17 protein-coding genes are annotated in these 22,667 nt (G+C 70.5%); 8 read left to right on the top strand and 9 right to left on the bottom strand.

The features are described 5' to 3' along the window. Window positions 1-13 precede the first annotated feature (13 nt). The 4 genes from EGT67_RS15085 to EGT67_RS15070 are packed head-to-tail and all read left to right on the top strand — an operon-like array spanning window position 14 to window position 3,046. On the top strand, window positions 14-859 hold the full coding sequence (locus EGT67_RS15085) for an undecaprenyl-diphosphate phosphatase (protein WP_206612406.1): 846 nt from the start codon (window positions 14-16) through the stop codon (window positions 857-859). Window positions 860-896: 37 nt separating this feature from the next. Continuing rightward, window positions 897-1,586: a histidine phosphatase family protein gene (locus EGT67_RS15080; RefSeq protein ID WP_127916895.1), complete on the top strand. Its 690-nt coding sequence runs from the start codon at window positions 897-899 to the stop codon at window positions 1,584-1,586. A gap of 39 nt (window positions 1,587-1,625) precedes the next feature. Continuing rightward, window positions 1,626-2,219, top strand: coding sequence for a DUF3090 domain-containing protein (locus EGT67_RS15075; RefSeq protein ID WP_127916894.1), 594 nt, complete (start codon window positions 1,626-1,628; stop codon window positions 2,217-2,219). A gap of 5 nt (window positions 2,220-2,224) precedes the next feature. Then, entirely contained in the window at window positions 2,225-3,046 is an 822-nt protein-coding gene (locus EGT67_RS15070) for an SCO1664 family protein (protein WP_127916893.1), read from the top strand. Here EGT67_RS15070 and EGT67_RS15065 read toward each other — a convergent pair. The 3 genes from EGT67_RS15065 to EGT67_RS15055 form a co-directional block, all read right to left on the bottom strand. After that, complete coding sequence (locus EGT67_RS15065; protein WP_127916892.1) at window positions 3,043-4,221, bottom strand: hemerythrin domain-containing protein; 1,179 nt, start codon at window positions 4,219-4,221, stop codon at window positions 3,043-3,045. The genes EGT67_RS15070 and EGT67_RS15065 overlap by 4 nt on opposite strands. Window positions 4,222-4,226: 5 nt before the next feature. Continuing rightward, window positions 4,227-4,859, bottom strand: a complete 633-nt coding sequence (locus EGT67_RS15060; protein ID WP_127916891.1) for a TetR/AcrR family transcriptional regulator — start codon at window positions 4,857-4,859, stop codon at window positions 4,227-4,229. A 141-nt stretch (window positions 4,860-5,000) separates the two neighbouring features. After that, window positions 5,001-7,127, bottom strand: a complete 2,127-nt coding sequence (locus tag EGT67_RS15055) for an oxidoreductase (protein WP_127916890.1) — start codon at window positions 7,125-7,127, stop codon at window positions 5,001-5,003. A 146-nt stretch (window positions 7,128-7,273) separates the two neighbouring features. Between EGT67_RS15055 and mshC the strand changes: the two genes are divergently transcribed. Further along, window positions 7,274-8,515 carry a cysteine--1-D-myo-inosityl 2-amino-2-deoxy-alpha-D-glucopyranoside ligase gene (mshC, locus tag EGT67_RS15050; RefSeq protein WP_127916889.1) on the top strand — a complete coding sequence of 414 codons (1,242 nt, stop codon included), beginning with the start codon at window positions 7,274-7,276 and terminating at the stop codon, window positions 8,513-8,515. A 10-nt stretch (window positions 8,516-8,525) separates the two neighbouring features. Here the strand turns inward: mshC and EGT67_RS15045 are convergent, their stop codons facing one another. Next, window positions 8,526-9,803, bottom strand: a complete 1,278-nt coding sequence (locus EGT67_RS15045; RefSeq protein ID WP_127916888.1) for an ATP-binding protein — start codon at window positions 9,801-9,803, stop codon at window positions 8,526-8,528. Between the two features lie 205 nt (window positions 9,804-10,008). Between EGT67_RS15045 and EGT67_RS15040 the strand changes: the two genes are divergently transcribed. Genes EGT67_RS15040 through mgtE form a run of 3 tightly spaced genes read left to right on the top strand, consistent with a single transcriptional unit; the run spans window position 10,009 to window position 12,944 of the window. Next, window positions 10,009-10,575 carry a nucleoside deaminase gene (locus tag EGT67_RS15040; protein WP_127916887.1) on the top strand — a complete coding sequence of 189 codons (567 nt, stop codon included), beginning with the start codon at window positions 10,009-10,011 and terminating at the stop codon, window positions 10,573-10,575. A 1-nt stretch (window position 10,576) separates the two neighbouring features. Beyond that, on the top strand, window positions 10,577-11,545 hold the full coding sequence (locus tag EGT67_RS15035) for an antibiotic biosynthesis monooxygenase (protein WP_127916886.1): 969 nt from the start codon (window positions 10,577-10,579) through the stop codon (window positions 11,543-11,545). Between the two features lie 40 nt (window positions 11,546-11,585). Further along, on the top strand, window positions 11,586-12,944 hold the full coding sequence (gene mgtE, locus EGT67_RS15030) for a magnesium transporter (protein ID WP_127916885.1): 1,359 nt from the start codon (window positions 11,586-11,588) through the stop codon (window positions 12,942-12,944). A gap of 11 nt (window positions 12,945-12,955) precedes the next feature. Here the strand turns inward: mgtE and EGT67_RS15025 are convergent, their stop codons facing one another. From EGT67_RS15025 to EGT67_RS15005, 5 genes are all read right to left on the bottom strand, one after another. After that, window positions 12,956-14,209, bottom strand: coding sequence for an Nramp family divalent metal transporter (locus tag EGT67_RS15025; RefSeq protein WP_127916884.1), 1,254 nt, complete (start codon window positions 14,207-14,209; stop codon window positions 12,956-12,958). A 111-nt stretch (window positions 14,210-14,320) separates the two neighbouring features. Beyond that, on the bottom strand, window positions 14,321-15,193 hold the full coding sequence (locus EGT67_RS15020; RefSeq protein ID WP_127916883.1) for a glycoside hydrolase family 19 protein: 873 nt from the start codon (window positions 15,191-15,193) through the stop codon (window positions 14,321-14,323). Window positions 15,194-15,525: 332 nt separating this feature from the next. Beyond that, window positions 15,526-19,698: a TIGR02680 family protein gene (locus EGT67_RS15015; RefSeq protein ID WP_127916882.1), complete on the bottom strand. Its 4,173-nt coding sequence runs from the start codon at window positions 19,696-19,698 to the stop codon at window positions 15,526-15,528. 13 nt (window positions 19,699-19,711) lie between these two features. Continuing rightward, window positions 19,712-21,136 carry a TIGR02678 family protein gene (locus EGT67_RS15010; RefSeq protein ID WP_127916881.1) on the bottom strand — a complete coding sequence of 475 codons (1,425 nt, stop codon included), beginning with the start codon at window positions 21,134-21,136 and terminating at the stop codon, window positions 19,712-19,714. After that, window positions 21,133-22,581 (bottom strand): TIGR02677 family protein, encoded by a 1,449-nt coding sequence (locus tag EGT67_RS15005; RefSeq protein WP_206612405.1) that lies wholly within the window; start codon window positions 22,579-22,581, stop codon window positions 21,133-21,135. The genes EGT67_RS15010 and EGT67_RS15005 overlap by 4 nt, the downstream gene beginning before the upstream one ends. Window positions 22,582-22,667: the final 86 nt, after the last annotated feature.

The raw sequence follows: 22,667 nt of genomic DNA, 5'->3' as shown, positions 1-22,667 counted from the left end.
AGTTCCGCGCGTGATCGGGGAGGCCATGACCTGGCTCCAGGCGATCGTGCTGGGTGCGGTGCAGGGTTTGACCGAGTTCCTCCCCATCTCCTCGTCGGGACACCTGCGGATCGTCTCGGAGGTCTTCTTCGGTACCGACGCCGGTGCGTCGTTCACCGCCGTCACCCAACTCGGTACGGAGGCAGCGGTTCTGCTGTACTTCGCGCGCGACATCGGCCGCATCGTCGCGGCGTGGTTCCGCGGGCTGTTCCATGCCGAGCATCGCGGTGATCTCGACTACCGGATGGGCTGGTACGTCATCATCGGCACCATTCCCGTCGGTGTCCTCGGATTCGTGTTCAAGGACCAGATCCGCACCGGCGCAAGGAATCTCTGGTTGATCGCGACGATGCTCATCGTCTTCGCACTGGTGATCGCCGCGGCCGAGTACTACGGCACCAAGAAGCGCCCCCTCGAGGAGTTGCGGGCCAAGGACGGCATCGTGATGGGTTCGGCCCAGGCGCTGGCGCTCATCCCGGGTGTCTCGCGGTCGGGCGGCACGATCAGCGCGGGTCTGTTCCTCGGCTTGACCCGTGAGGCGGCGGCCCGGTACTCGTTCCTGCTGGCCATTCCCGCGGTCGTCGCGTCCGGGCTGTTCAGCCTCCCGGATGCGTTCGAACCGGCCGGTGAGGGGCTGAACGCGTCGGGTGCGCAGTTGCTCGTCGCGACGCTCGTCGCGTTCGCGATCGGCTACGCCTCGATCGCGTGGCTGCTGCGATTCGTCGTCGACCACTCGATGTACTGGTTCGTCGGATACCGGATCATCCTCGGCACCGTCGTGCTCACACTGCTCGCCACGGGCGTGGTCTCGGCGACGTGACCGGTTTCCGGTCGATGTCGGAACTAGGCTGGTGCGCATGACGGTCATCCTGTTGCGTCACGGGCGCTCGACGGCGAACACTTCCGGCACGCTCGCCGGCCGGTCGCCGGGCGTCGCGCTCGACGAGGTCGGTGTGGAACAGGCCAAGGGTCTGGTGGACCGCCTGGCCGGGCTGGCGGTGGAGGAGATCGTGCACTCGCCGTTGCTGCGCTGCGAGCAGACGGTCGCCCCACTCGCCGTCGACCGCGGTCTCGAGCCCCGCGTCGACGAACGTTTGGTCGAGGTCGACTACGGGCAGTGGACCGGTCGCGCCCTGAAGGAACTGGTCGAGGAACCGCTGTGGAAGGTGGTCCAGCAGCACGCGTCCGCGGCCGTCTTCCCGGGCGGTGAGGGGCTGGCCCAAGTGCAGGCTCGCGCGGTCGCCGCGGTGCGCGAACACGACCGTCGGCTCGCCGACGCGCACGGCCGGGACGTGGTGTGGATCGCGTGCAGTCACGGCGACGTGATCAAGTCCGTTCTCGCCGACGCGGTGGGCAGTCACCTCGACGGGTTCCAGCGGATCGTGACGGAGCCCGCGTCGATCAGCGTGGTCCGATACACCGCGACCAGACCGTTCGTCCTGCGGATGAACGACACCGGGGCCGATCTCGCCGGCTTGGACGGCGGGGGCCGGTCTGCCGACACGCAGCAGCCCGTCCCCGGAGGTGAGGTCGGGCGTGATCGGTAGGCGGATAATGAAGCGGTACGCATAGTTCGAGGAGGTGCAATGCCACGCGCGATACACGTTTTTCGCACCCCTGATCGATTCGTTGCGGGGACGGTCGGCGAGCCAGGTGACCGGTCGTTCTATCTCCAGGCTGTACACGACGCGCGGGTGGTGAGCGTGCTGCTCGAGAAGCAGCAGGTGCAGGTGCTCGCCGACCGCATGGGGCTGCTGCTCGACGAGGTGCACCGCCGGTTCGGCACCGCGGTGCCGCCGGAGGGCGGCGAACTCGGCGACCTGAGCCCGCTGGTGACGCCGCTGGACGTGGAGTTCCGGGTCGGCACGATGGGGCTCGGATGGGACGCCGAGGCCGAGTCGGTCGTCGTCGAGTTGCTCGCGGTGAGCGAGACGGAGTTCGACGAGTCGGTCGTCCTGGACGATGCCGAGGAGGGGCCGGACGCGGTGCGGGTGTTCCTCACCCCGGTCCAGGCCCGGGAGTTCGCGCTGCGCTCGGAGCGGGTGATCGCCGCGGGACGGGCGCCGTGTCCTCTGTGCGGTGAGCCGCTCGGGGCGGACGGGCACGTGTGCATTCGCACCAACGGTTATCGGCGTATCGCTGGATTCGATTCGTCGGTCGAGTTCGGAGAAGAGCTCTGACGACGGTGCCGGTCGACCCACTGGATCCCGCGGCGCGTGAACTGCTGGCCGCGGGCGAGTTGTCGCTGGTCGGCCGGATCGTGCACGCGAGCAACGCGACGTTGGTGTGCGACGCGTCGTCGGACGGTCGCTCGGTGCGATGCGTCTACAAGCCGATTCGGGGCGAGCAGCCGCTGTGGGACTTTCCCGACGGCACGCTGGCCGGTCGCGAGGTGGCGTCGTACCTGATCTCCGAGGCGCTCGGGTGGGGCGTCATTCCCCACACGATCCTCCGCGACGGCCCGTTCGGCCCGGGCATGGTCCAGCTGTGGATCGAGACGCCGGACCGGCACCCGGAGTCCGGCGGCCAGCTCGATCTGGTGGACATCTGCCCACCCGAGGAAGTGCCGCCGGGATGGCTCGAAGTGTTGCGCGCCTTCGACGTCCAGGGCGACGAGGTGGCGCTGATCCACGCCGACGATCCGCGTTTGCGGCGGATGGCGGTGCTCGACATCCTGCTCAACAACGCCGACCGCAAGGGCGGTCACGCGCTCGAGGGGATCGACGGGTCGGTGTACGGCGTCGACCACGGCATCTGCCTGCACGAGGAACCCAAGCTGCGCACGGTCCTGTGGGGGTGGGCGGGAAAGCCGATCGGTGACGACCTGCTGGCGGACATCGAGTCGCTGGCCGACCGGTTGGGTGGCGACGACCTTCCGGCCGTGCTCGCCGAGCACGTCACCGATCGTGAGATCGATGCGCTGCGGACCCGCGCGAAGGCGCTTCTCGCGTCACCGGTGATGCCGCACCCCGTCGGGACCCGACCGATTCCCTGGCCCGCCTTCTAGGCGCGGGTCGACCCCCGCCGCGACGTGTCCTCGCGTTCGGCCAGGCGTGCCAGTCGAACCAGGTCACCCTGCAGTGCGGTGCCACGATCGTGGTGCGCCGGGAGGGCCAGCGAGATCACCCGGTCGAACCACACCGGCAGACTCAGGATGCGGTAGGACTGGACGATCCGGGTTCCCGTGTCCGTCGGCTCGAGCACGAACCGCCACTCCGTGTTGTCGCCGTAGATTCCGCCGTGCGTCACCCACGCCATCTCGTGAGGCGGGTCGAACTCGGTGAAGGTGCAGGCTCGGCTCCAACGCATGAACCCGGACTTGCTGCTGCCCCGGAACCGTACGCCGACCGCCGCTGCCGACGCGCCGTCGAGCCAGCGGGCAGTGCGGCACTCGTGGCTCCAGTCCCGGACCCGGGTCACGTCCGCGAGCACATTCCACACCGCCTGGGGCGACGCCGTGGTCGTCGTCTCGTGGCGGCCACCGAGTGGCGACCGGAGCGGGGAGAACTCTGCCGAGCGCCACCTCCGGAAGGCCGCCCGCCGGTAGCGCTTGATCATGACGTGCAGCATCAGCCACCGGGGGACCGCCGGCACCATTTCGGTGACGGCCCGACGGTCGTCGGGTGCGGCGTCGTCGACGATGAACAGCCCCTCGTCGAACAACTCGACCGGACCCAGCGGCTTGATGTTGAACTCGTGGCTCCAGTGCTGCCACTCCGCCTCGGTGACCGTCGCCGACACGATCGGCATCATCTGGCGTTCCTCACGTTCGAGGTGTGGCAGCAGTCGCCCGTGCAGCGTGTCGATGGCGGCCACGACATCGTCCCGGACATCGGCCGAGCGGCGGTATGCGCCGGCGACCGCCTCCAGGTGCCGCATCGCCGGCACGATCGACTGATGGTCGGCGTTCATCGCGTCGAGCAGTGCGGATGCCTGCCGGTCGCGCCGGGTGCGCAGGCGGACGATCGGATACAGGTGGTTGTCCTCCGATTGGTGGTGGTGGTCGAGGAACCGCATCATCCACTCGAGGTGGTCCGAGATCGCGATCCGTTGTGTGTCGAAGGGCGCGGGCCAGCGCGTGAGCGTGTCCCTCGCCCGGGCCAGATCACGCCGGAGCGCGGTATGGACGATGCCCATCACGCGGGTGTCGGCCGGTCCCTCGGGGTCTGTTCGCGCCTTCATGGTGGTCACTCCTCGTAGTCGAGGTCGAGCAGCCGCACGACGGTGTCGGCCACCCAGCTTCCGTACTGACGGTCGGTCCAGCCGGACCCCTCGGTGAGCAGGAGGTAGACCTCGTTGCTCAGCACGGCGGTCAAACCGTCGACCTGGGCTCGTGTCACCGGTCGACGGGCCAACGCGGCGGCCAGGGCGTCCACGGAAACGCGGTGGTCGGTGCGGTTCTTCACGAGGAGTTCGGCGAGTTCGGCGTCGCCTGACGCCGCCTGTGCCAGAACACGATCCAGGTGCGCGGTCCGGCGGAAGATCCAGGCGGCGAATCGGCCGGTGGCCGCGGCCCGCTCGCCGAGGTCACCCTCCGCGATCGCCCGGAACTGGGGGCGATCGAGCAGCGGCACGGGATCGTCGTCACCGACCACGGCGACGTCGAGAGCGACCTTCAACAGTGCGCGCTTGTTTCCGACACTGCTGTACACCGTCTCGATCGCGCAGCCGGCCTCGGCGGCCACGTCCCGCATCGACGTGCCCGACCATCCGCGCTGGACGAACAGCCGTGTTGCCGCCGCGATCACGGCGGTGCGGGTTCGCCCGGCCATCTCCTGACGCAGCGGGGAGTCGTAGCGCCGAGGATGTGCCCTGGTCACAGGCTCGATTCTAGAACGATGTGGTATTGATCACAACCGCGTTCCAGTCGATCCCGGAGGCGACGACGGGTGCGGCCCGGACCCGGATCAGCCGGGCCCGGGCCGCACCCACGGGTCGAATCAGCCTTGCGGCGGCGAGTCCTACAGCGCGGTCGCGACCTTCCACGCGGAGTGCATGGCGCCCTCGATGTAGTCGACCTCGCCGGCGTCACCGACGACGCGGACGTCGACGCCGGCGCGGGCGAGTTCGTCGGCGAGCGGGGCCGCGGCCGAGACGCCGGACGCGACCACGACCATGCTCGCCGGCGCGGACAGCGACTTGCCTCCGGCGGTGAACTCGACGGTCTTCCCGGTGATGCGCTCGACGGTCGCGTTGCGGTGGATGCTCACGCCCAGCTCGTTGGCGTGCTTGACGGCGGTCCAACGGCGCGGCATCGCCATCGGCACACCCAGCTGCTGGCCCTCCTCGATCAGCGTCACCCGGCTGCCCCGCTCGGCCAGGAACTCCGCGAGTTCCAGGCCGACGAGCGAACCGCCGATGACGACGACGTTCTTGCTCATCGGCAGGAACTTGAGGAACTTGCGGCTCAGGGTGCGGATCTTCTCGGGGCTCTTGGTGATCCCGACGAGACCACCCAGCTTGCCCGCGACGCACAGGAACAGCGACTGGTCCGAGACGTCTCCGGCGCCGGTCATCAGCGCGCGCAGCGTGTCGCCGGTGTGGACGTGCGGCAGGTTGCCGCCAGGCACGCTAGGACGCGCACGCACCGCGCCGGTGGCGACGACGACGGCGTCGGGCGCGAGGGCCTTGATCGTCGCGGCCGTGGCGTCGGTCTTCAGCCGGACGTCGACGCCGAGGCGCCGGACCTCGTTGCCGAGCCAGTTCAGCAGGCGCTCGTTGTCGGGGGTGGTCAGGGTGGAGAACCACAGCGTTCCGCCGAGGCGGTCGGTCTTGTCCAGGAGGGTGACCCGGTGGCCGCGCTCGGCCGCGACTCGGGCGGTCTCCATGCCGCCGGGTCCGGCACCGACCACGACGACGTGCTTGCGCGCGGTGGTGCGGGGGAACGGCAGCAGCGACTCGTTGCCGAGCGCCGGGTTGACCGCGCACAGCGGGGTGTCGTCCCAGAAGTTCTCCTGGACGCACACGTAGCAGTTGATGCAGGGGCGAACCTGCTCGCTGCGGCCGGCCTTCAGCTTGTTGACCAGGCCGGGATCGGCGAGCAACTGGCGGCCCATCGCGACGAAGTCGGTCCGGCCCTCGACGATCATCTGCTCGCCCACCTCGGGCAGCATGCGGCCCACGGTGATCACCGGAATCGACACCGCGCGCTTCACGACCGCGGCGTTGTCGGTGTAGAAGCCGACCTTGTTCGGCAGCGGGCCGTCGGTGAAGTTCGCGAACGCGTTCAGTGCGGTGCCGGTGACGTGGATGGCGTCGGCGCCGGCCTCCTCGAACATGGCGGCGGCGCGGGCGGCCTCGGCGGGGGTCAGGCCGTCGGACTCGCCGTACTCCTGACCGGCCAGACGCACGATGACGGCGAGGCTGTCGCCGACCTCGGCCTTGACCGCGCGGATCACCTCGCACGACAGCCGCGCCCGGTTCTCCAGCGAGCCGCCGTACTCGTCGGTGCGCTGGTTGGAGTAGCGGCTCAGGAAGCCGCCGAGCACGTAGTTGTGGGCGGCGTGGATCTCGACCGCGTCGCCACCGGCGGCCTTCACCCGGCCCGCCGCCTCGGCGAACATCCGCACCAGCCACTCGAGGTCCTCGTGGGTGGCCTCGCGGTAGGTGGCCTTCTTGCCCTCCTGGATGGCGGCCATCTTCCCGAGTTCCTCGGGGGTGCAGTCGGCCATCGCGCTCATGTCGCCGGGGGGCTTCGGGATGGACGCCACCAGCTGCGGGCGGCCGTCGAGGGTGTCGATCCGGGCGACCTTGCCGTGGTGCGTCATCTGCACGCACAGCTTGCTGCCGGCCTCGTGGACCGCGTCGGCGAGCGCCTTGAGGCCGGGGATGAACCGGTCCTCGGACAGACCCGGCTCCTTGCGGCTGGTGCAGCCCGCCGGGTACGCGACGGCGCAGCAGCCGGTGATGATCATTCCGGTGCCGCCCTCGGCGCGGGCCGCGAAGTGGTCGATGTCGCCTTGGTGAATCTCGCCGTCCTCGCAGAGGTTCATGTCCATTGCGGGGAGCACGACCCGGTTGTCGAGCGTGATGGGCCCGATCTTGCCGGGGGCCAGGAGGTTCGGGAAGGCGTGGTCTCGGATCGTCACGCCCCGAAAGCTAGTGACCCGCGACACGACCTTGGTGCGGGTTCCCGCTCAACGGGACTCGACGGTGCCGTGCGGAGGGGTCGCGGGATCGCGCCGTGCGACGCCGCCCGCCAGCCCGGAATCGGCTCTCCACTAGGCTCGTTGCCATGCAGTCTTGGTCCGAAACCGCTGTCCCCTCCGTGCCTGGTCAGGGCCCTGCCCTCCGGCTCTACGACACCGCGGACCGGCAGGTCCGGCCGGTCACTCCCGGCCGGACGGCGAAGATGTACGTGTGCGGCATCACGCCGTACGACGCGACGCACCTCGGTCACGCCGCGACCTATCTGACGTTCGACCTGGTGAATCGGATCTGGCGGGACGCCGGCCACGACGTTCACTACGTCCAGAACGTGACCGACGTCGACGATCCGCTGTTCGAGCGGGCCGAGCGTGACGGCGAGGACTGGGTGGTCCTCGGCATGCGCGAGACGGCGCTGTTCCGCGAGGACATGGAGGCGCTGCGGGTCCTGCCGCCGCGCGACTACATCGGTGCGGTCGAGTCGGTGAACGAGGTCGTCGAACTGGTGGAGAAGTTCGTGGCCTCCGGCGCGGCCTACATCGTCGACGACCCGGAGTACCCCGACGTCTACTTCCGTGCCGATGCGACCGGCCAGTTCGGTTACGAGTCCGGCTACGACCGCGCCACGATGGACCACTTCTTCGCCGAGCGCGGCGGCGACCCGAACCGCCCGGGCAAGAAGGATCCGCTCGATGCGCTCGTGTGGCGCGCGCAGCGTCCGGGTGAGCCGTCGTGGCCGTCGCCGTTCGGTCCGGGCCGCCCGGGCTGGCACATCGAGTGTGCGGCGATCGCGCTCAACCGCATCGGTTCGGGCTTCGACGTCCAGGGCGGCGGTAGCGACCTGATCTTCCCGCACCACGAGTTCTCGGCCGCGCACGCCGAATCCGCCACCGGGACGGATCGTTTCGCGCGCCACTACGTCCACACCGGCATGATCGGGCTGGACGGCGAGAAGATGTCGAAGAGCCGGGGCAACCTGGTGTTCGTCTCGAAGCTGCGTGGCGAGGGCGTGGACCCGGCCGCGATCCGGCTCGGGCTGCTCTCCGGCCACTACCGCACCGACCGGGCCTGGACCGACGAGGTGCTCGCCGACGCGCAGGCGCGTCTGGCGTTGTGGCGCAAGGCCGCCGCGCTCGAGTCGGCACCGTCCGCGGACGACACGATCGCCCGCCTGCGTCAGCACCTCGCCGACGACCTGGACACCCCCAAGGCGCTCGACGCGATCGACGGCTGGGCGCGCCGGGCCGTCGACCACCGCGGACCGGACGCCTCGGCGCCGGCCGCTCTCGCGACCGCGGTCGACGCGCTGCTCGGCATCGACCTGCGCTGACGGGCGCGGTTCACAGCCGGGTGAACTGTTTCCGGTCCTGCTCGAACTCGGCGAGGATCTCGGAGGTGAGCGTCGGACGTGTGTCGGCGATCGCGGTCAGGTAGTCGTCCGTGGTCGCCGGCCGTCCCGTTCGCTCCGACACCTCCCGTTCGAACGCGGCCTGGGACCCCTTGCGGGACGCGAATTCGATGTCCGCGGGCGTGAACAGTTCGCTGGCGTCGACGAGTCGGTCGAGGTCGACGTGCTCGGCCGACTCGCCGAGATACCGGCGCCACACCGCGCGCCGCGCGGGTGCGTCGGGCGGGCCGACGGGGATCACGTAGTCGAACCGGCCGGGGCGTAGGAACGCCGAGTCCAGCGAGTGCACCGAGTTCGTCGCGCACACCATCAGGCGTCGTTCCGATTCCCGGAACGCGGGGATCAGCTTGAGCAGTTCGTTCGTGACGCCGTGCGCGGGATTGGTCGGGAGTCCGGTTCGGGCACTGGCGATCTCCTCGACCTCGTCGATGAACAGCACCACCTCGTCGAGTTCGGCGAGGTCGGCGAACACCTCGCGGAGGGAGGCCGCGAGCCCGCCGGTGGCCGCGGCCGCCAGGCGCGAGGGGAACAGTTCCACGAACGGCCAGTCGAGCCGTGAGGCGATGGCCTTCGCGAAGCTGGTCTTGCCGGTGCCCGGTGGCCCGAACAGGATGACGGACTTCGGTGGCTTGACGCCGTACCGATCCGCGACGTCCGGGTGTTCCAGGGGCGAGACGATCCGCAGTTCGATGACGTCCTTGACGGCCTCCATCCCGGACATCTTCTGCCACAGGCCGCTCGGCATGACGCGCCCGCCGAGTTCGCCGAGGAGCGTCTTGTCCGGGCCCAGGGGCTCGAGCAGTTCGTAGTAGACCAGCCCGTCGCGGCGCAGGTAGCCGGAGTGCTCGAACGCGGCCGAACCGGTGGCGGCCTCGGGCAGCACCGCCGAGATCCGGTGCGCGCCCGCCGCGCGCAGTCGCCGCTCGAGGTGGGCGAGCAGGTCGCTGCCGATACCGCGGTTGCGCCACCGCGAGCCGAGCGCGACGAGCAGGATCCACGCGCGTTCGCCGTGGACCTGTGCCACCGCCATGCCCACGAGTTCGTCCCCGACGACCGCGACGACGGCGGGGTGGCCCGCCCGCGCGGCCGCCATCACCTCGGCGAGTGTGAAGACGGGTTCGGGGGACCCGGGCGACCTGCTCTGGTCCCAGATCTGAATGGCCTGATCCAGGTCGTCGTTCTGGAAGTCTCGCAATCGCCACACCGGCATCTGCGCTCACCTCGATCCAATCGGCGTCCTCCAAGTAGACACGTCGCTCGGGGTGGTGTCAGGGCGAGCGCGGTATCGATTCGGCTCCGAGGCGCGGGAAAAGGCCTGTTCACGGCGGCGTTTGCGCCCAAGTCCGTGTGGGGAGCCTCACCGAATGGGTACATTGTGGCCAGGTGTACCGCGACGCTCCGGAGGCGAATCGGACATGACGCCCGACGAACTCATGAACGAGGCCTGCCGACTCGCGATCGAGTCGGTCACCAACAATTGGGGTGGGCCGTTCGGGGCCGTCATCGCCCGCGACGGCGAGATCGTCGCACGGGGCCAGAACCGCGTGCTCCTCACCGGAGACATCACCGCGCACGGCGAGATCGAAGCGATCCGCAAGGCCGTCCAGGTGCTGAATGCGGAGGCGCCCAGCATCTCCGACGAGCACCGCAACGAGTCGACGCTCACCTTGATCCCGCGACCGGCGGGCTCGCCCGACGCGCTACCGGAACGCGCCCGAATGCTGACGGGACTGGAGATCTACAGCAGCGGCGCGCCGTGTCCGATGTGCATGAGCGCGATCTACTGGGCCCGACTCGATGCCGTCTACTTCGCGAGCGACCTCGCGGCCACCAGCAGGATCGGTTTCGACGACGCCTTCCAGTACGCGGATTTCGCGCGGCCGCCGGCCGACCGGCACATCAGGACCGAACAACTGCGCCCCGACCTCGGCGCCGCGGCATACGCCACCTGGTCCGAGAAGCCGGACAGACACCCGTACTGACATGGCGGACCGGGATGTCTCGGACCGACAGCGACCGCCGGCGACCGTGATCGTCACGCATCTGCTGCGGCCGGGCATGGACGTCGCCTTCCGACGCTGGCAGGACGAGATGGACTCGGCTGCAGCGTCGTTCGACGGCTTCCTGGGAACGGACGTGACTCCGCCCGCGCGCGGTTCGCGCGCGTGGTCGGTCGTCTACCGGTTCGATTCGCTCGACAACCTCCGTCGTTGGCTGGACAGCGCGCGGCGGCGGGACCTGGTGCAGCGGGCGCGCACGATGTTCGAGGCGCCGCCGACGCAGCACATCCTGCTCGAGGAACGCGGCGCGGAGGCGGTCACAGTCGTCGTGACTCACCCGCCGGTGCCGGGGCGCGAGTCCGAGTTCCTCGCGTGGCAGCAGCGCATCGACGACGCGGAGACCCGGTTTCCCGGGTTCCGCGGCACGGAACTGCACGCGCCGATACCGGGCGTCCAGGACGAGTGGACGATCCTGTTCACGTTCGACTCGCAGGAGCACCTGGACCGCTGGCTCGAGTCGCCGGAGCGCGCGGCGCTGCTCGCGGAAGGCCAGGCGTTCAAGGACTTCAGCGTCCGCCCCATCCCGAACCCGTACGGGTCCTGGTTCCCGACGGGTGGGGAAGCGGGTACCCCGGTGCCGTCGTGGAAGACGGCGCTGTCGGTGCTCGTCGGGCTCTACCCGCTGGTGGTCGTGCTCACCCTGGTCATCGACGCCGTGTGGCCCGGCGCGCCGCTGTGGGCGAGCCTGCTGATCGGCAACATCGCGTCGGTGAGCCTGCTCACCTGGGTGGTGATGCCGGTCGTCACCCGCGCACTGCGGTTCTGGCTCGAACCCGCCGGTCCCGCGAGCAGTCGCGTCGACGCGATCGGGTCGGCGGTGTCGGTCGGCTTCCTCGCCGCCGCGGCGGTCGTGTTCTGGCTCGTCACGACGGTGGTGTGGTCGTTGCCCTGACACTCGGCGGGACGTCGCGCGGCGGGCTATGGTGCAGTCGATGAGCCGAATCGACGCGTCCGACACCGATTTTCCCATCCGAGTTGTCGAGCGGGCGGTCGCTGCCTCGGATCTGCCCACGCTCACCGAGGCCGTCGCGCCCCTGAGTGCCGTGCAGGTGGTGGACGTTCTCGAACGTCTCGACCGCACGCACCGCGCCGTGCTCTACCGCGTCCTGCCGAAGGACCGCGCGATGGTGGTGTTCGAGGCGCTGCCACCGACGCTGCAGCGGGACCTGCTCGACGGGCTGCGGGAGGACGACGTCGCGGCCCTGTTCGCGGGTCTGGACCCGGACGACCGCGTCGAACTGCTCGACGAACTGCCCGCGGCGGTCGCGACCGAGTTGCTGCGCGGGTTGCCCGACCGTGAGCGGGAACTCACCGCCGAGATCCTCGGCTATCCGACCGGTTCGATCGGACGTCGGATGAGCACCGAACTGGTCACCACCCATCCGGACCTGACGGTGGCCGCGACGTTGGAACGGCTGACGCGGCACCTCGACGACGCCGAGACGGTGTACACGCTGCCGGTCACCGACAGCCACCGTGTCCTGGTGGGGGTCGTCAGCCTCCGAGACCTGCTGCGGGCCTCGCCGGAATCGACGATCGCCGAGATCGTCCGTCCCGCGGAGTGGGTGCTCGCCACCCAGGCGGCAGAGGAGGCCGCCCGCTACTGCGCCCAGGTGAAGCATCTGGCGGTGCCGGTGGTCGACGCGGAGACCCGACTCGTCGGAATCGTCACCGTCGACGATGCGCTACGGGTGCTCGAGGAGGCCGACACCGAGGACCAGGCCCGCATCAGCGGCACCGAACCGCTCCGGCAGCCGTACCTGACCACGCCGGTGCGCCGCATCGTGCGCTCCCGGGTGGTGTGGCTGCTGGTGCTCGCCCTCGGGGCCACCCTGACGGTGCAGGTCCTCGAGGTGTTCGAATCCACGCTCGACGGGGTCGTGACGCTCGCGTTGTTCGTGCCGTTGCTGGTCGGCACGGGCGGCAACACGGGCAACCAGGCGGCCACGACCGTCACCCGGGCGCTCGCGTTGGGCGAGATCGGATCTCGGGACGTCGTGCGGGTCATGCTCCGGGAACTGCGGGTGGGCATGTTCCTCGGTGCGCTCCTCGGCGCGATCGCGTACGTCCTGGCCGGCACGATCTACGGTTACGACATCGGCCTGGTCATCGGGCTGACGCTGCTGGCGGTGTGCACCATGGCGGCGACCGTCGGCGGCATGATGCCGCTCGTCGCCCGCGCGGTGCGGGCCGATCCGGCGGTGTTCTCGAACCCGTTCATCACGACGTTCGTCGACGCCACCGGACTGATCCTGTACTTCCTCATCGCCAAAGCCGTGCTCGGACTGTGACTTTCGTTCGCTCAGTTCGATCCGGTCACGGTCAACCAGAGGAGGGTGACGTTGAGCGCGATGATGAGCCCGGCGCAGAACCACGCGGCGGCCGCGGTGGCGGGCGCGTTGCGTTCGGGGCCCATGAGTTCCCGGTCGGAGGTCATGCGGACCAGGGGAATCAGCGCGAACGGAATGCACAGGCTCAGCACGACCTGGCTGATGACGAGCGCGTAGGTGGGGTCGACCCCGATACCGAGCACGATCAGCGCGGGGATCAGTGTGACGACCCGACGAGTCAGGACCGGGATCCGGATGTGCAGCAGCCCGTGCATGATCTCGGACCCGGCGGCGCAACCGACCGAGGTGGACGCCAGGCCCGAGGCGAGCAGGCCGACGCCGAAGACGATCGCGACGCCCGGTCCCAGCGACGCCTGGATCGCGGCGTGCGCGCCCTCGATGCTGTCGGTGTCGGGGACCCCGCGGAGCGCGGACGCGGCCAGCAGCAGCATGCCGATGTTCACGCCGCCGGCGACGACCAGCGCGCTCGCGACGTCCCATCGGGTCACGCGCAGCAGACGGTGCAGGCGGGGGCCGTGACCCGCGGCGCCGTGCCGGTCGCGGGCGAGCGCGGAGTGTAGGTAGATCGCATGGGGCATCACGGTGGCGCCGAGCATGCTGGCGGCCAGCAGGACGGTCTCGGGGCCGTCGAAGCGGGGGACGAGACCCTCGATGGCGTCGCGGCCCGAGACGTCGGTGAAGGCGAGCCCGGTGAGGAACCCGACCGTGATGATCGCCAGGAGGCCCATCACCACGAACTCGAACGTCCGCTGTCCCCGGCGGGACTGGATCGACAGGATCAGCATCGACACCACGCCGGTGATCAGACCTCCGACGAACAGCGGCAGCCCGAACAGCAGGTGCAGTGCGATCGCCCCGCCGATCACCTCGGCGATGTCGGTCGCCGCGGCCATCGCCTCGGCCTGCAGCCAGAACGCGCGGCGACTGCCCGGGCGGAGCCTGGTCCCGAGCATCTCGGGCAGCGAGCGCCCGGTCACGAGGCCGAGCTTCGCGGACAGGTACTGGATCAGCACGGCCATCGCGTTCGCGAGGACCAGCACCCAGATCAGCAGGTAACCGTACTTCGCGCCCGCGGTGAGGTTCGCGGCGACGTTACCGGGGTCTACGTAGGCGATGGCGGCGACGAACGCCGGTCCCAGCAGGGCGACGGAACGCAAACCGCCCCGCTGGCGGTGCGGGGCGGGTGCGTCGGTATCGGTGCTCACTGATCTCCACAGGGCGCTTCTCGAACAACCGGCCGTCGGTTATTCGTCACTTCGCACTATAGAGTTCGGCGACCCGAAAACTCAACCAGGGTGACTCTGTTCGGCCGGTTTCTAGTGGAGAACGGAGAGGGCGCGCTGGAAGCTGTCGATGCGCTGCGGCAGGCCGTGCGTGCCGCCGTTGACGATCCGCGACACGCTCTCGATGCTGCCGGTGTCCGACACGGCGTTGAGGTTGCGCGACTGCCAGTACCACGCGGCGGTCTCGAAGGCGTTCTCCGGCGTCGCCATGAGCTCGGGGTGCGCGACGAAGTCGATGCCGAGGTAGTCGCTGACGCTCTGGTAGTTGTGACGACCCGTCACCTGGATCGCGCCGCGGCCCTTGTAGCGCTCGCCGTCGCCGGGCGCGACGTTGCCCAGGTCCGAGCGGCCTTCGTAGGCGCTGCCGGACGCGTACTCCTCGAACGTGCGGAAGGAGTCCGACTCGACGACCAGCTGTGCGATGAATGCGGCCTTGCGCACCGCGGTATCGATGCCGGCCTTCGCCAGGGCCTCGTTCAGCGGCGCGACGTAGCCGGCCAGCTGGTCGGGCGACACCTGCGGGACGATGCGCACGAGCTCGTCGAGCGTGACGGACGCCGGTGCGGGCGGCGGCGGGGGCGGGGGCGCGATGGCTGGGATGATGCTCGCCTGCGGGTTCGGGGCCGGGGCGGGCACGGGAGTCGACTCCGGGAAGTTGAGTGCCTTCTGCAGGCCGGTGGAGTCGAGGAACTGTGCAGGTGTCACCTGGGCGGCGGGTGCGGTCAGGGCCGCCGGGGCGGCCGGCAGGGGCTCGGCGTTACCGGACGCGATCGGGCCGAAGACGGCGTTTCCGATCAGTCCGGCGGCGGCCATGGTGGCGATGCCGGCGATACGGGCTCGTGACGTGAACCCGCATCGGGCAGTGGTCGACGTCTGGTTGGAAGTGCTCTTACGCGAATCGTTCAAGGTTCGTGCTCCAGCTTTGGGCTGCAGACGGGGCAGCCGCCGAACGTGAGCACCGGTAGGGTCGAGTTAGTTGTTCTGACCGCTGCATCACCCGGTGGTCACGACAAGGTCACAACCAGATAACAGGCGGAGTCCTGAAGATCGCAAGCTGCGGCGACCCAGATCACAATTGAGTTACATTGTGATCCAGGTCACACTGTGTCCGGAATGTGTGAGAGGCCCGATCGGCCGAAGTGACGGTCCACACAGAGACCGGCGCGCTGCCCACACGCCGTCGGCGGGGTGCAGCGCGCCGGTTCGGGCGGTGCCGGTCTCGGAGCGATTGTCGGTGGCTAGACCTCGGCGAACTCGAGTCCGCCCTCGGCGGTCGCGGGCACCCGGCGGCGCATCGGCGAGCCGAGAGCGCGCGCCAGATTGCTCCCGTCGTGCTCCGCGAGCAGTCCGCCGCCCGACCACACGAGCAGCGCCGCGCTCACACTCTGCTCCGCGGTCGAATGCGCGAGGTCGTAGTGGGCACACCCCGGCACGCCCGCGTACGTGATCCACAGGTCGTAGCCGGTCATGAACAGATCGAGATCGAACTGCACGCTCAGACCGAGGAGTTCGCTACGGCCGTTGTCGTCCACGCCGGCGAATGCCTCGTCGAGTCCGAGCAGGCGCGGCGAGTGCGGATCGGCGGACGACAGCATGACGTGCGCCGCCGCGAACAGCGGCAGGTGCAGCGACACCGACTGCTCGCCGCCGGACAGTGCGCTGTGCCGGGCCACGGTGAGCCGGTCCTCGCTGCCGTCGCCGCCGATGAGGGTGAACGAGAACACCCGCCAACGCCGGTAGTCGAGCGCCGCCGCCAGGATCTCCGGGTACGACCGCTCGGGGTGGGCGGCCCGGGCGATGCGTACCTGCGCCGCGAAATGTGCTCGGATGGTGGCCAATTCGTCGGCGCTCAACGCCGACGTCGCCCGGTCGAGCAGCTTCGACACGGCTCGTGAACTGTCGTCGAGGTTGTCGGCGAGCACCCAGTGCACGCCGATCGTGCTGCCGGACGACATGCGCCGCTCGCGCATCTCGGCACCCATCTGCGCGATGAGGTCGCGCGCGTCCGCGGTGCGCTCGTGGATCTGCTGCGCGAGACCGGTCAGCAGCGCGTCCTCGAGGATGCGCCGCTCCGAATCCGTCAGCAGCACTTCCTGATCTCGGCGCGCCGCGCTGATCCGGGTCGCGAACTCGCCGATCGACGAGTAGCCCTGGTCGTCCTGCACGCGGACGACGGTGAGCCCGTCCGGTGCGTCCCACTGCAGCCGGTAGTCCTGACCGGCCGCGGCCAGCTGGGCGTCGAAGTCCTGGAGCGCCGCCGTGAGCGCCGAGCGGGTCGACTTCTTCGCGTTCTCGCTGGTCTTTACCGACGCGGTGGCCGCGTCCAGCGCCCGGTAGAGGGCCTCCACCTCGGGCGGCAGGATCGGCGCGTCGGGATCACCCTCCGTGGCGATCCGGTACACCAGCTGGTCCGGGCTCAGCCACGCCGCGGAACTCTGCGGCCACGCGTGCTGGGTCGGGGCGCCGAGCAGATCCAGCAGGTCGCGCCGCGCGTAGGGTGCGAGTCGGTCTGCGTCCGAACGGGTTTCGGTCAGCGCGCTGCGCAGGGTCTCGATGGCGGCGGCGTGTGCGCCCTCGGCCTTGCCGATCTGCTCGACCGCGGCGTCGTACGTCTTGCGGGCCGCGCGCTGCTCGGTCTTGCACACCTCGATGCGGGCCCTGGCCTGCTCGAGCTCGGCGTCGATCTGTTCGGCGCTGGCGCCGAGCGCCTCGCGGAGGGTCTCGAGGCGGGAGACCTGCTGCGCGTAGTTCTCCTCGGCGACCGCGGCCTCCTCGACGAACTCCTCGGCGTTCCCGCGCGCCTCCTCGAGGCGGTCGTCGGCCTCCCGGTGCAGTTCGAGTTCCTTCTCGTGCTCACGGCGGCAGCGGAGCAGCTGTTCGCCCTGGTTCTCGAAGTGCCGGATCGCGGCCGCGAGCGCGTCGACGTCCCGGGCCTGATGGGACGTGCGGTGCGTCACGGCGACCGCGCGCAGCTGCTTCTCCTTGGCGGTGTGGTCGGCGATCGCCTGATCGAGTTCCTCGCCGACGGTGGCCGTGGACTCGGACCGGGTGCGCAGGGCGCCGGCCGACTCGGTGAGCTTCTTGATCGCGGCGAGCACGCCCGACGTCCGCGGCAGCGCCTTGCCGGCACCCGCCAGCCGCTCGAGGACCGCGGCGGTCTCGGCCTCGGCGTCGCGGGCGGCACCCAGGGCTTCCTCCGCGGCCGCGATCTCGTCGTCGAGTTCCTCGAGGCGTTGGGCGCGGCGCCGCTCGCGCGCGGTGGTGCCGATGTACTCGGCGTCCGCCTTGACGTGGCGGCCGCGCTGGACGCCCTGCCAGAAGTGGCCGTCCACCCCGACCCCGACGGCGGCGGCCCCGGCCGTGCCGGTGCGGTCGAGTGCCACCGAGTCCAGGACGGCCTGCACGGTCGCCTCGGACACGCCGGCGTCGGGTTCCACCTCGAGCACGTCGGCCAGCGTCGGACCGTCCGGTCGACGATCCGCGGGCAGCGGCGTGAGGAACTGCTCGGACGGGAGGTCCGGGAGCGGACCGTCCCCGCCGAACACCCAGCCGTCGAGGAGGTTCGCCGCGGCCAGCGCGGATTCGACGCCGGCCGCGACGGCCGGGTCGACACCGTCGGCGAACCGCACCAGACGCCACAGCGGAGCGCCGGGGAGGTCGGCGCGGTCACCGGTGCGGAACGCGAATCCGGCGGGGGCGTCGTCGTGTTCGGCGGCGACGCGCTTCCGGTCGGCGCGCAGCGCGGTGATCCGTTCGGCGGTCGCGGACTGCGCGGCCGCCGCGTCACGTCGCTGGGCGCGTTGCTCGTCGAGCGCCGACTGGGTCTGTTCGTGGAGCACGGTCGTCAGGCTGGGGGAGTCGTCCTCGCCGGCCTGCGCGAGCGCCGCATCCAGGGCCGCGAACAGGTCGGCGGTCACCCCGATCGAGGCGTACTCGGACGAATGCTCCGTCCACCATCCGCGCAACGCGGCCGCGCAGTCCGCCCGGGCCAGTTCCACGGAGGCCTCGGCCTCGGCGACCGCGGCCTGGGCAGCGTCGAGCAGTTCGCGGCCCTTGTCCGCTGCGCGGTCGGCGCGGTCCCGCTCCGTGGTGGCCTTCTCGACCGTGGCCAGCGCCGCGCGCACGGCGCGCACGTCGCCGTCGCGTTCCTCGGCGTGTCCGCGGACGGTGGTGGTGATCTGGTCGGCCCGCGCGCCCTCCGGCAGCGGGGTCCACGCGATCCCGGCCTGCTCGGCCGACTCGGCCAGCTCCTCCTCGGCGCGCACCATGGCCGCGCTCGCCCGGCGCACCGCGTCGGTCGCGCGCACGGCCTCGTCGGTGCGCTGCTCGAGCGTTGCCTGCGCCTTGCGTGCCTTGTCGGCCTGCTGCGCGGTCGACACCTTGAGCTGCTCGACGGCGGCCGCGAGGTCGTCGAGCTGCTGCTTGCCCTCGTACGCGCCGGAGCGCTGCAGGGTGTCGAGGTCGGCGCGGGCCTGCTCGAGCGCGCGCTCGGCGACGGTGAACCGCTCCTCGGCGAGCAGGCGCTCCTCCTGGCGGGACGTCTGCCGCGCGAGTGCCTCGTCGAGCACTGCCTTGGCCCGGTCGACGGACTCGAGCCGGCGGGCCACCTGTTCGACGTCCGTGCGGGCCTGCTGGGCCAGGTACTTCGAGTACACGGTCACGAAACTCTGCGCGGCCTGGTCGGCGGCCGCCAGCCCCTCGAGTGCACGGCCCACCTCCTCCATGTCGCTGAAGGAGCGGGCCGCCTCGAGCACGAGCTGCTCGTCGAGCGGGCGAAGTCCGTCGGTGAGCGCCTGCGACAGGCCCTTCGGGTCGAGGTTCTTCGCGAGCTGGGGGCGGCGCAGCGTCAGGATCAGGTTGATCAGCTGGTCGTAGCGTTCGGCCCCGAGTCCGAACAACCGGGCGTCGATCGCGGCACGGTAGTCGACCGGGCGGTCGGTGATGGCGTCACTGCCGAGCTGCTCGGCGAGCTGTTTCTTGGTGAGTGGCCGGTCGTCGCCGCCGAGCAGCGAGAAGTCGACACCCACCCGGCCCTCCGCGACGAAGTACCACCGGGTGACCTTGTCGTTCTGGCGGGTCGCACGCATCCCGATGCCGACGGTGACCGCCTCCGGGTCGTCCTGCGGTCCGCGGCAGAACTCCATCCACACGTACGAGTGGGCCGAATCCTGGCCGCGGTAGAGCAGATTCGACTTCATGGTCCGTTCCTCGCCCGCGAACGGGTTGAGGCGGCGCGGCTCGATGCGGCCGTCGAACACGAAGGGGAACAGCACCTCGAGCGCCTTCGTCTTGCCCGAACCGTTGGGCCCGCGCAGCACCAGGCGGCCGTCGGCGAACGAGAACTCCTGGTCGCGGTAGTCCCACAGGTTGACGATCCCGGCGCGGGTCGGCTTGAAACGCGCGTGTGCCATACGAAATGTGCCTCTACTTCTCTACGGAGGTGGGTTCGTCGGTGCTCGAAGGTTCGCCGGGAACCGGTTCGTGGAACAGATCGGACTGTGCGGTGCGGTCGCGGATGTTGACGACGACGCCGCGGAAACGTGCGATGGCCGGTAGCACCAGCACGCCGTCGTCGACGCGCCGGACGAGGTCCAGGCGCGCGAGCAGCGCCACGGCGCTGCGCCGCAGGCCGTCGTGATCGGCCTGCCACTGCGCGGCGAACGTGCGTCCGAACTGGCGCACCAGTTCGTCGACGGCCGCCGCCAGCCACACGTCGTCGAGCAGCGCGTATCGGGCCGGTTCGGGGCGGTCGTCCACCGGCGTGAAGAGATCGGCGGGGGCGTCCCCGGCGTCGTCGGCGAGGTGCTCGAAGATCCCGGCACTGGGGATCGCGGCGTCCAGGTGGGCGATCAGATCGTGCTGACCGGAGTCGGGAAGCGGGTGCCGGGGGAGTTCGGGCGCATCCAGGTCGAGGACTCGGTCGGCCATCTCGCCGGCCAGCAGCAGCGCCACCTGGGCGACGGTGCCCGTGCTGGGGAACCGGACGTCCGACATCCGGCCGGACGGGTCGATCATCGCGATGCCCTCGGCGCGGCGCTCGGCCACCAGTCCGGTCAGGTCCTCGACGTCGGACGCCGTGCGGGGGAGCGCCAACTGGAGTCGTTCGTCGTCGCCGAACTCGTCCGCGTACACGACGGGACGTTCGACGAGCGCGCGCCGCATCCGGCGCGAAATCTCCCGCGGATCGGCGGGGCGGTACCCGATCGCGTCCTCGTCGAGAGCCGACTGCTCGCCCGCGAGCAGCGACCGCACCGACGTCAGGTGCTGCAGCGCCCGCGGCGGCCGGAACAGGGCGACGACCACGGAGCGGTCGATGTCGTAGAGCGCCTCGCCCGCAGCGGGATTCGACGCCCAGCCGCCGGCGTCGCCGTCGGCGAGGACGATCGCGCCGCGTGCCGCGAGCCAGCCGACCGCGTCGACGAACGCGTCACGGTCCGCGGCCCGGTCTGTCGACAACGCCACCCCGGGGACCTGCGCGGCCTCGGCGGCGACGTGGTCGGCCAACTCCGAGAGCGTGATCTGGTTGCCGGCGCGTCCGAGGGCCGCGAGCGCGAGCGCCAGGTAGGCGTACCGGTGGCGGTCGAAGGTGCGGTCGTTGGTGGTTCGGGCGGGGGTGCCCGGTGTGAGCCGGTCGGGCACCGTGAACAGGCGTGCCGTCGTCTCGGTCACCTCGAGGCGGTACCCGAACAGCTCGAGTAGGTCGTCGCGCAGTTCGGTGGCCCACCGGCGCAGCAGCGGCAGCGCCAGACGGTCCGGGTAGGTCTGCGTCACAAGGTGATTGGACAGGATGACGCGGGCGGCCCGCTGGTACGAGTCGAGGTCCAGCGGGGAGACGGTGCGGGCCCTCACTTCACGCTCACCTGCAGTCCGTCGAGGTGGAGACGGCCGCGGGCGGTCTGGACCACCGTGGATTCCGCGTGCGGGCTCAGGGTCAGCCGGACTCCGTTCTCCGAGCCCGTCGAGCTGGGGACCTCGCCGCTGACCGGCACCCGCGCGGTGAGCGCCGCGTTGAGCAGGCTCAGCAGCACGTCGGTCTCCTGCGCGTCGAGCACCCGGTCGTAGGCGCCCTTCGCGGCGAGCGAGGACGCCGCGACGGCGCGGGCGCGCTGGCCGGCCAACTGTTCCTCCCGGAGCCGTCGGATGCTGCCCTCGTTGCGCTGCACGCGCGACGGCATCCCCGGCGTCGCCGCCCGCCCGGTCTCGGCGAGCGTGCGGGAGATCTCGACCGGCGTCGCGTCCCACCACGACCGCGAGTCGGGGATGATGTCGGCGTCCGGGTGGACCATCGACAGGTGGCGCGGGCGGCCGAGGTCGAACACCAGCTGGAACAGCGCGTGCGCCGAGTCCTCGGTGGGCGTCGCGGCGAACCAGCCGGCGAGGTGGCGCAGCTGGCTCTCCCGGCTCACGCCGCCGCGCCGGGTCTCGGTGACGCGTCGCAGCAGCGACAGCACGGCCGCGATCGCGCTCATCGTGCCTTCCCGCAGCCGATCGGACTCGCTCGGGCCCGCGGCCGCCACGAACCACTGCGCCAGCCCCGACCAGCGTGCCCGCCAGTCGGATTCACGATCCTCGCGGGACATGAACAGGCGCTCGTCGCTGGCCGCGGCACGCGCGATCAGGGCGTCGATGCCGGTGGACTCCACGAGTGCGATCGCGGCCGCGAGCTTCGGCGCGTAGCGCGCCAGGTCCGAGCTGAACTCCCGCATGTGGCTGAGCAGCGCGTCCTTGTGGGCGAGGAACGCCTCGGGGGTGATCTCCGTGGTGCGCACCAGGTCCCCGAGCATCAGGTAGAACTGCGCCGCGCGGGCGGCCATGTCGGTGAGCGTGGAATCCAGGCGGGAGAGCTTGCGGTAGATCAGGTCGTCGTCGCCGCGACGGTTGGCCTCGGCGAGTTCCTCGAGGTCGGCGAGCAGGTCCGGCAGCGCGAGCCGGGAGAGGGTCGCGTCCTCGAGCCGGGCACCGAGGAGGTCCTCGACGGCCCGGAACGCCAGGTAGCCGGCCTGGCTGAACTGGTAGACGAAGTGCCGGTTGCGGTACTCGGCGAGCGTGGCGGCGCGGCTGCCGTCGTAGCTGCGTTCCAGGACGCCCCACGTGTGCAACTGCTCCAGCAGCGGGGTGATCTCGGCCGAGGTGAGGGCGCCGGACGGGTCGTCGCCGGCGGTGCGCGCGAGAATGTCCGCGACCTCACCCGCGTGCAACAGGACCACGTAATTGGCGCGCGCGTTGTCGAACGCGCGCAGCACCCACAGGTACTCGGTGCGCTTCTCGGCCGTCGTGAAGGAGAACAGCCGCAGCCGGTCCTCACGCGCGGCGAAATCGACGTCTGCGACCGTCCCCGGGTCACCTGAATCGCTCACCGTCACAGCCTAGGGCGTCGGCC

The organism is Prescottella agglutinans (genome assembly GCF_004011865.1).
In the GTDB taxonomy this organism is placed as follows: Bacteria; Actinomycetota; Actinomycetes; order Mycobacteriales; family Mycobacteriaceae; genus Prescottella; species Prescottella agglutinans.
Note: the sequence above shows the minus strand (reverse complement) of the source record. Positions and strands in the feature narration are given on the sequence as shown.

What these genes read in the sequence shown, in the direction of transcription:
- EGT67_RS15080 (WP_127916895.1), top strand. Translation starts at nt 897, where the DNA reads ATGACGGTCATCCTGTTGCGTCACGGGCGCTCGACGGCGAACACTTCC.
- EGT67_RS15075 (WP_127916894.1), top strand. Translation starts at nt 1,626, where the DNA reads ATGCCACGCGCGATACACGTTTTTCGCACCCCTGATCGATTCGTTGCG.
- EGT67_RS15065 (WP_127916892.1), bottom strand. Translation starts at nt 4,221, where the DNA reads ATGAAGGCGCGAACAGACCCCGAGGGACCGGCCGACACCCGCGTGATG.
- mshC (WP_127916889.1), top strand. Translation starts at nt 7,274, where the DNA reads ATGCAGTCTTGGTCCGAAACCGCTGTCCCCTCCGTGCCTGGTCAGGGC.
- EGT67_RS15045 (WP_127916888.1), bottom strand. Translation starts at nt 9,803, where the DNA reads ATGCCGGTGTGGCGATTGCGAGACTTCCAGAACGACGACCTGGATCAG.
- EGT67_RS15040 (WP_127916887.1), top strand. Translation starts at nt 10,009, where the DNA reads ATGACGCCCGACGAACTCATGAACGAGGCCTGCCGACTCGCGATCGAG.
- EGT67_RS15035 (WP_127916886.1), top strand. Translation starts at nt 10,577, where the DNA reads ATGGCGGACCGGGATGTCTCGGACCGACAGCGACCGCCGGCGACCGTG.
- mgtE (WP_127916885.1), top strand. Translation starts at nt 11,586, where the DNA reads ATGAGCCGAATCGACGCGTCCGACACCGATTTTCCCATCCGAGTTGTC.
- EGT67_RS15015 (WP_127916882.1), bottom strand. Translation starts at nt 19,698, where the DNA reads ATGGCACACGCGCGTTTCAAGCCGACCCGCGCCGGGATCGTCAACCTG.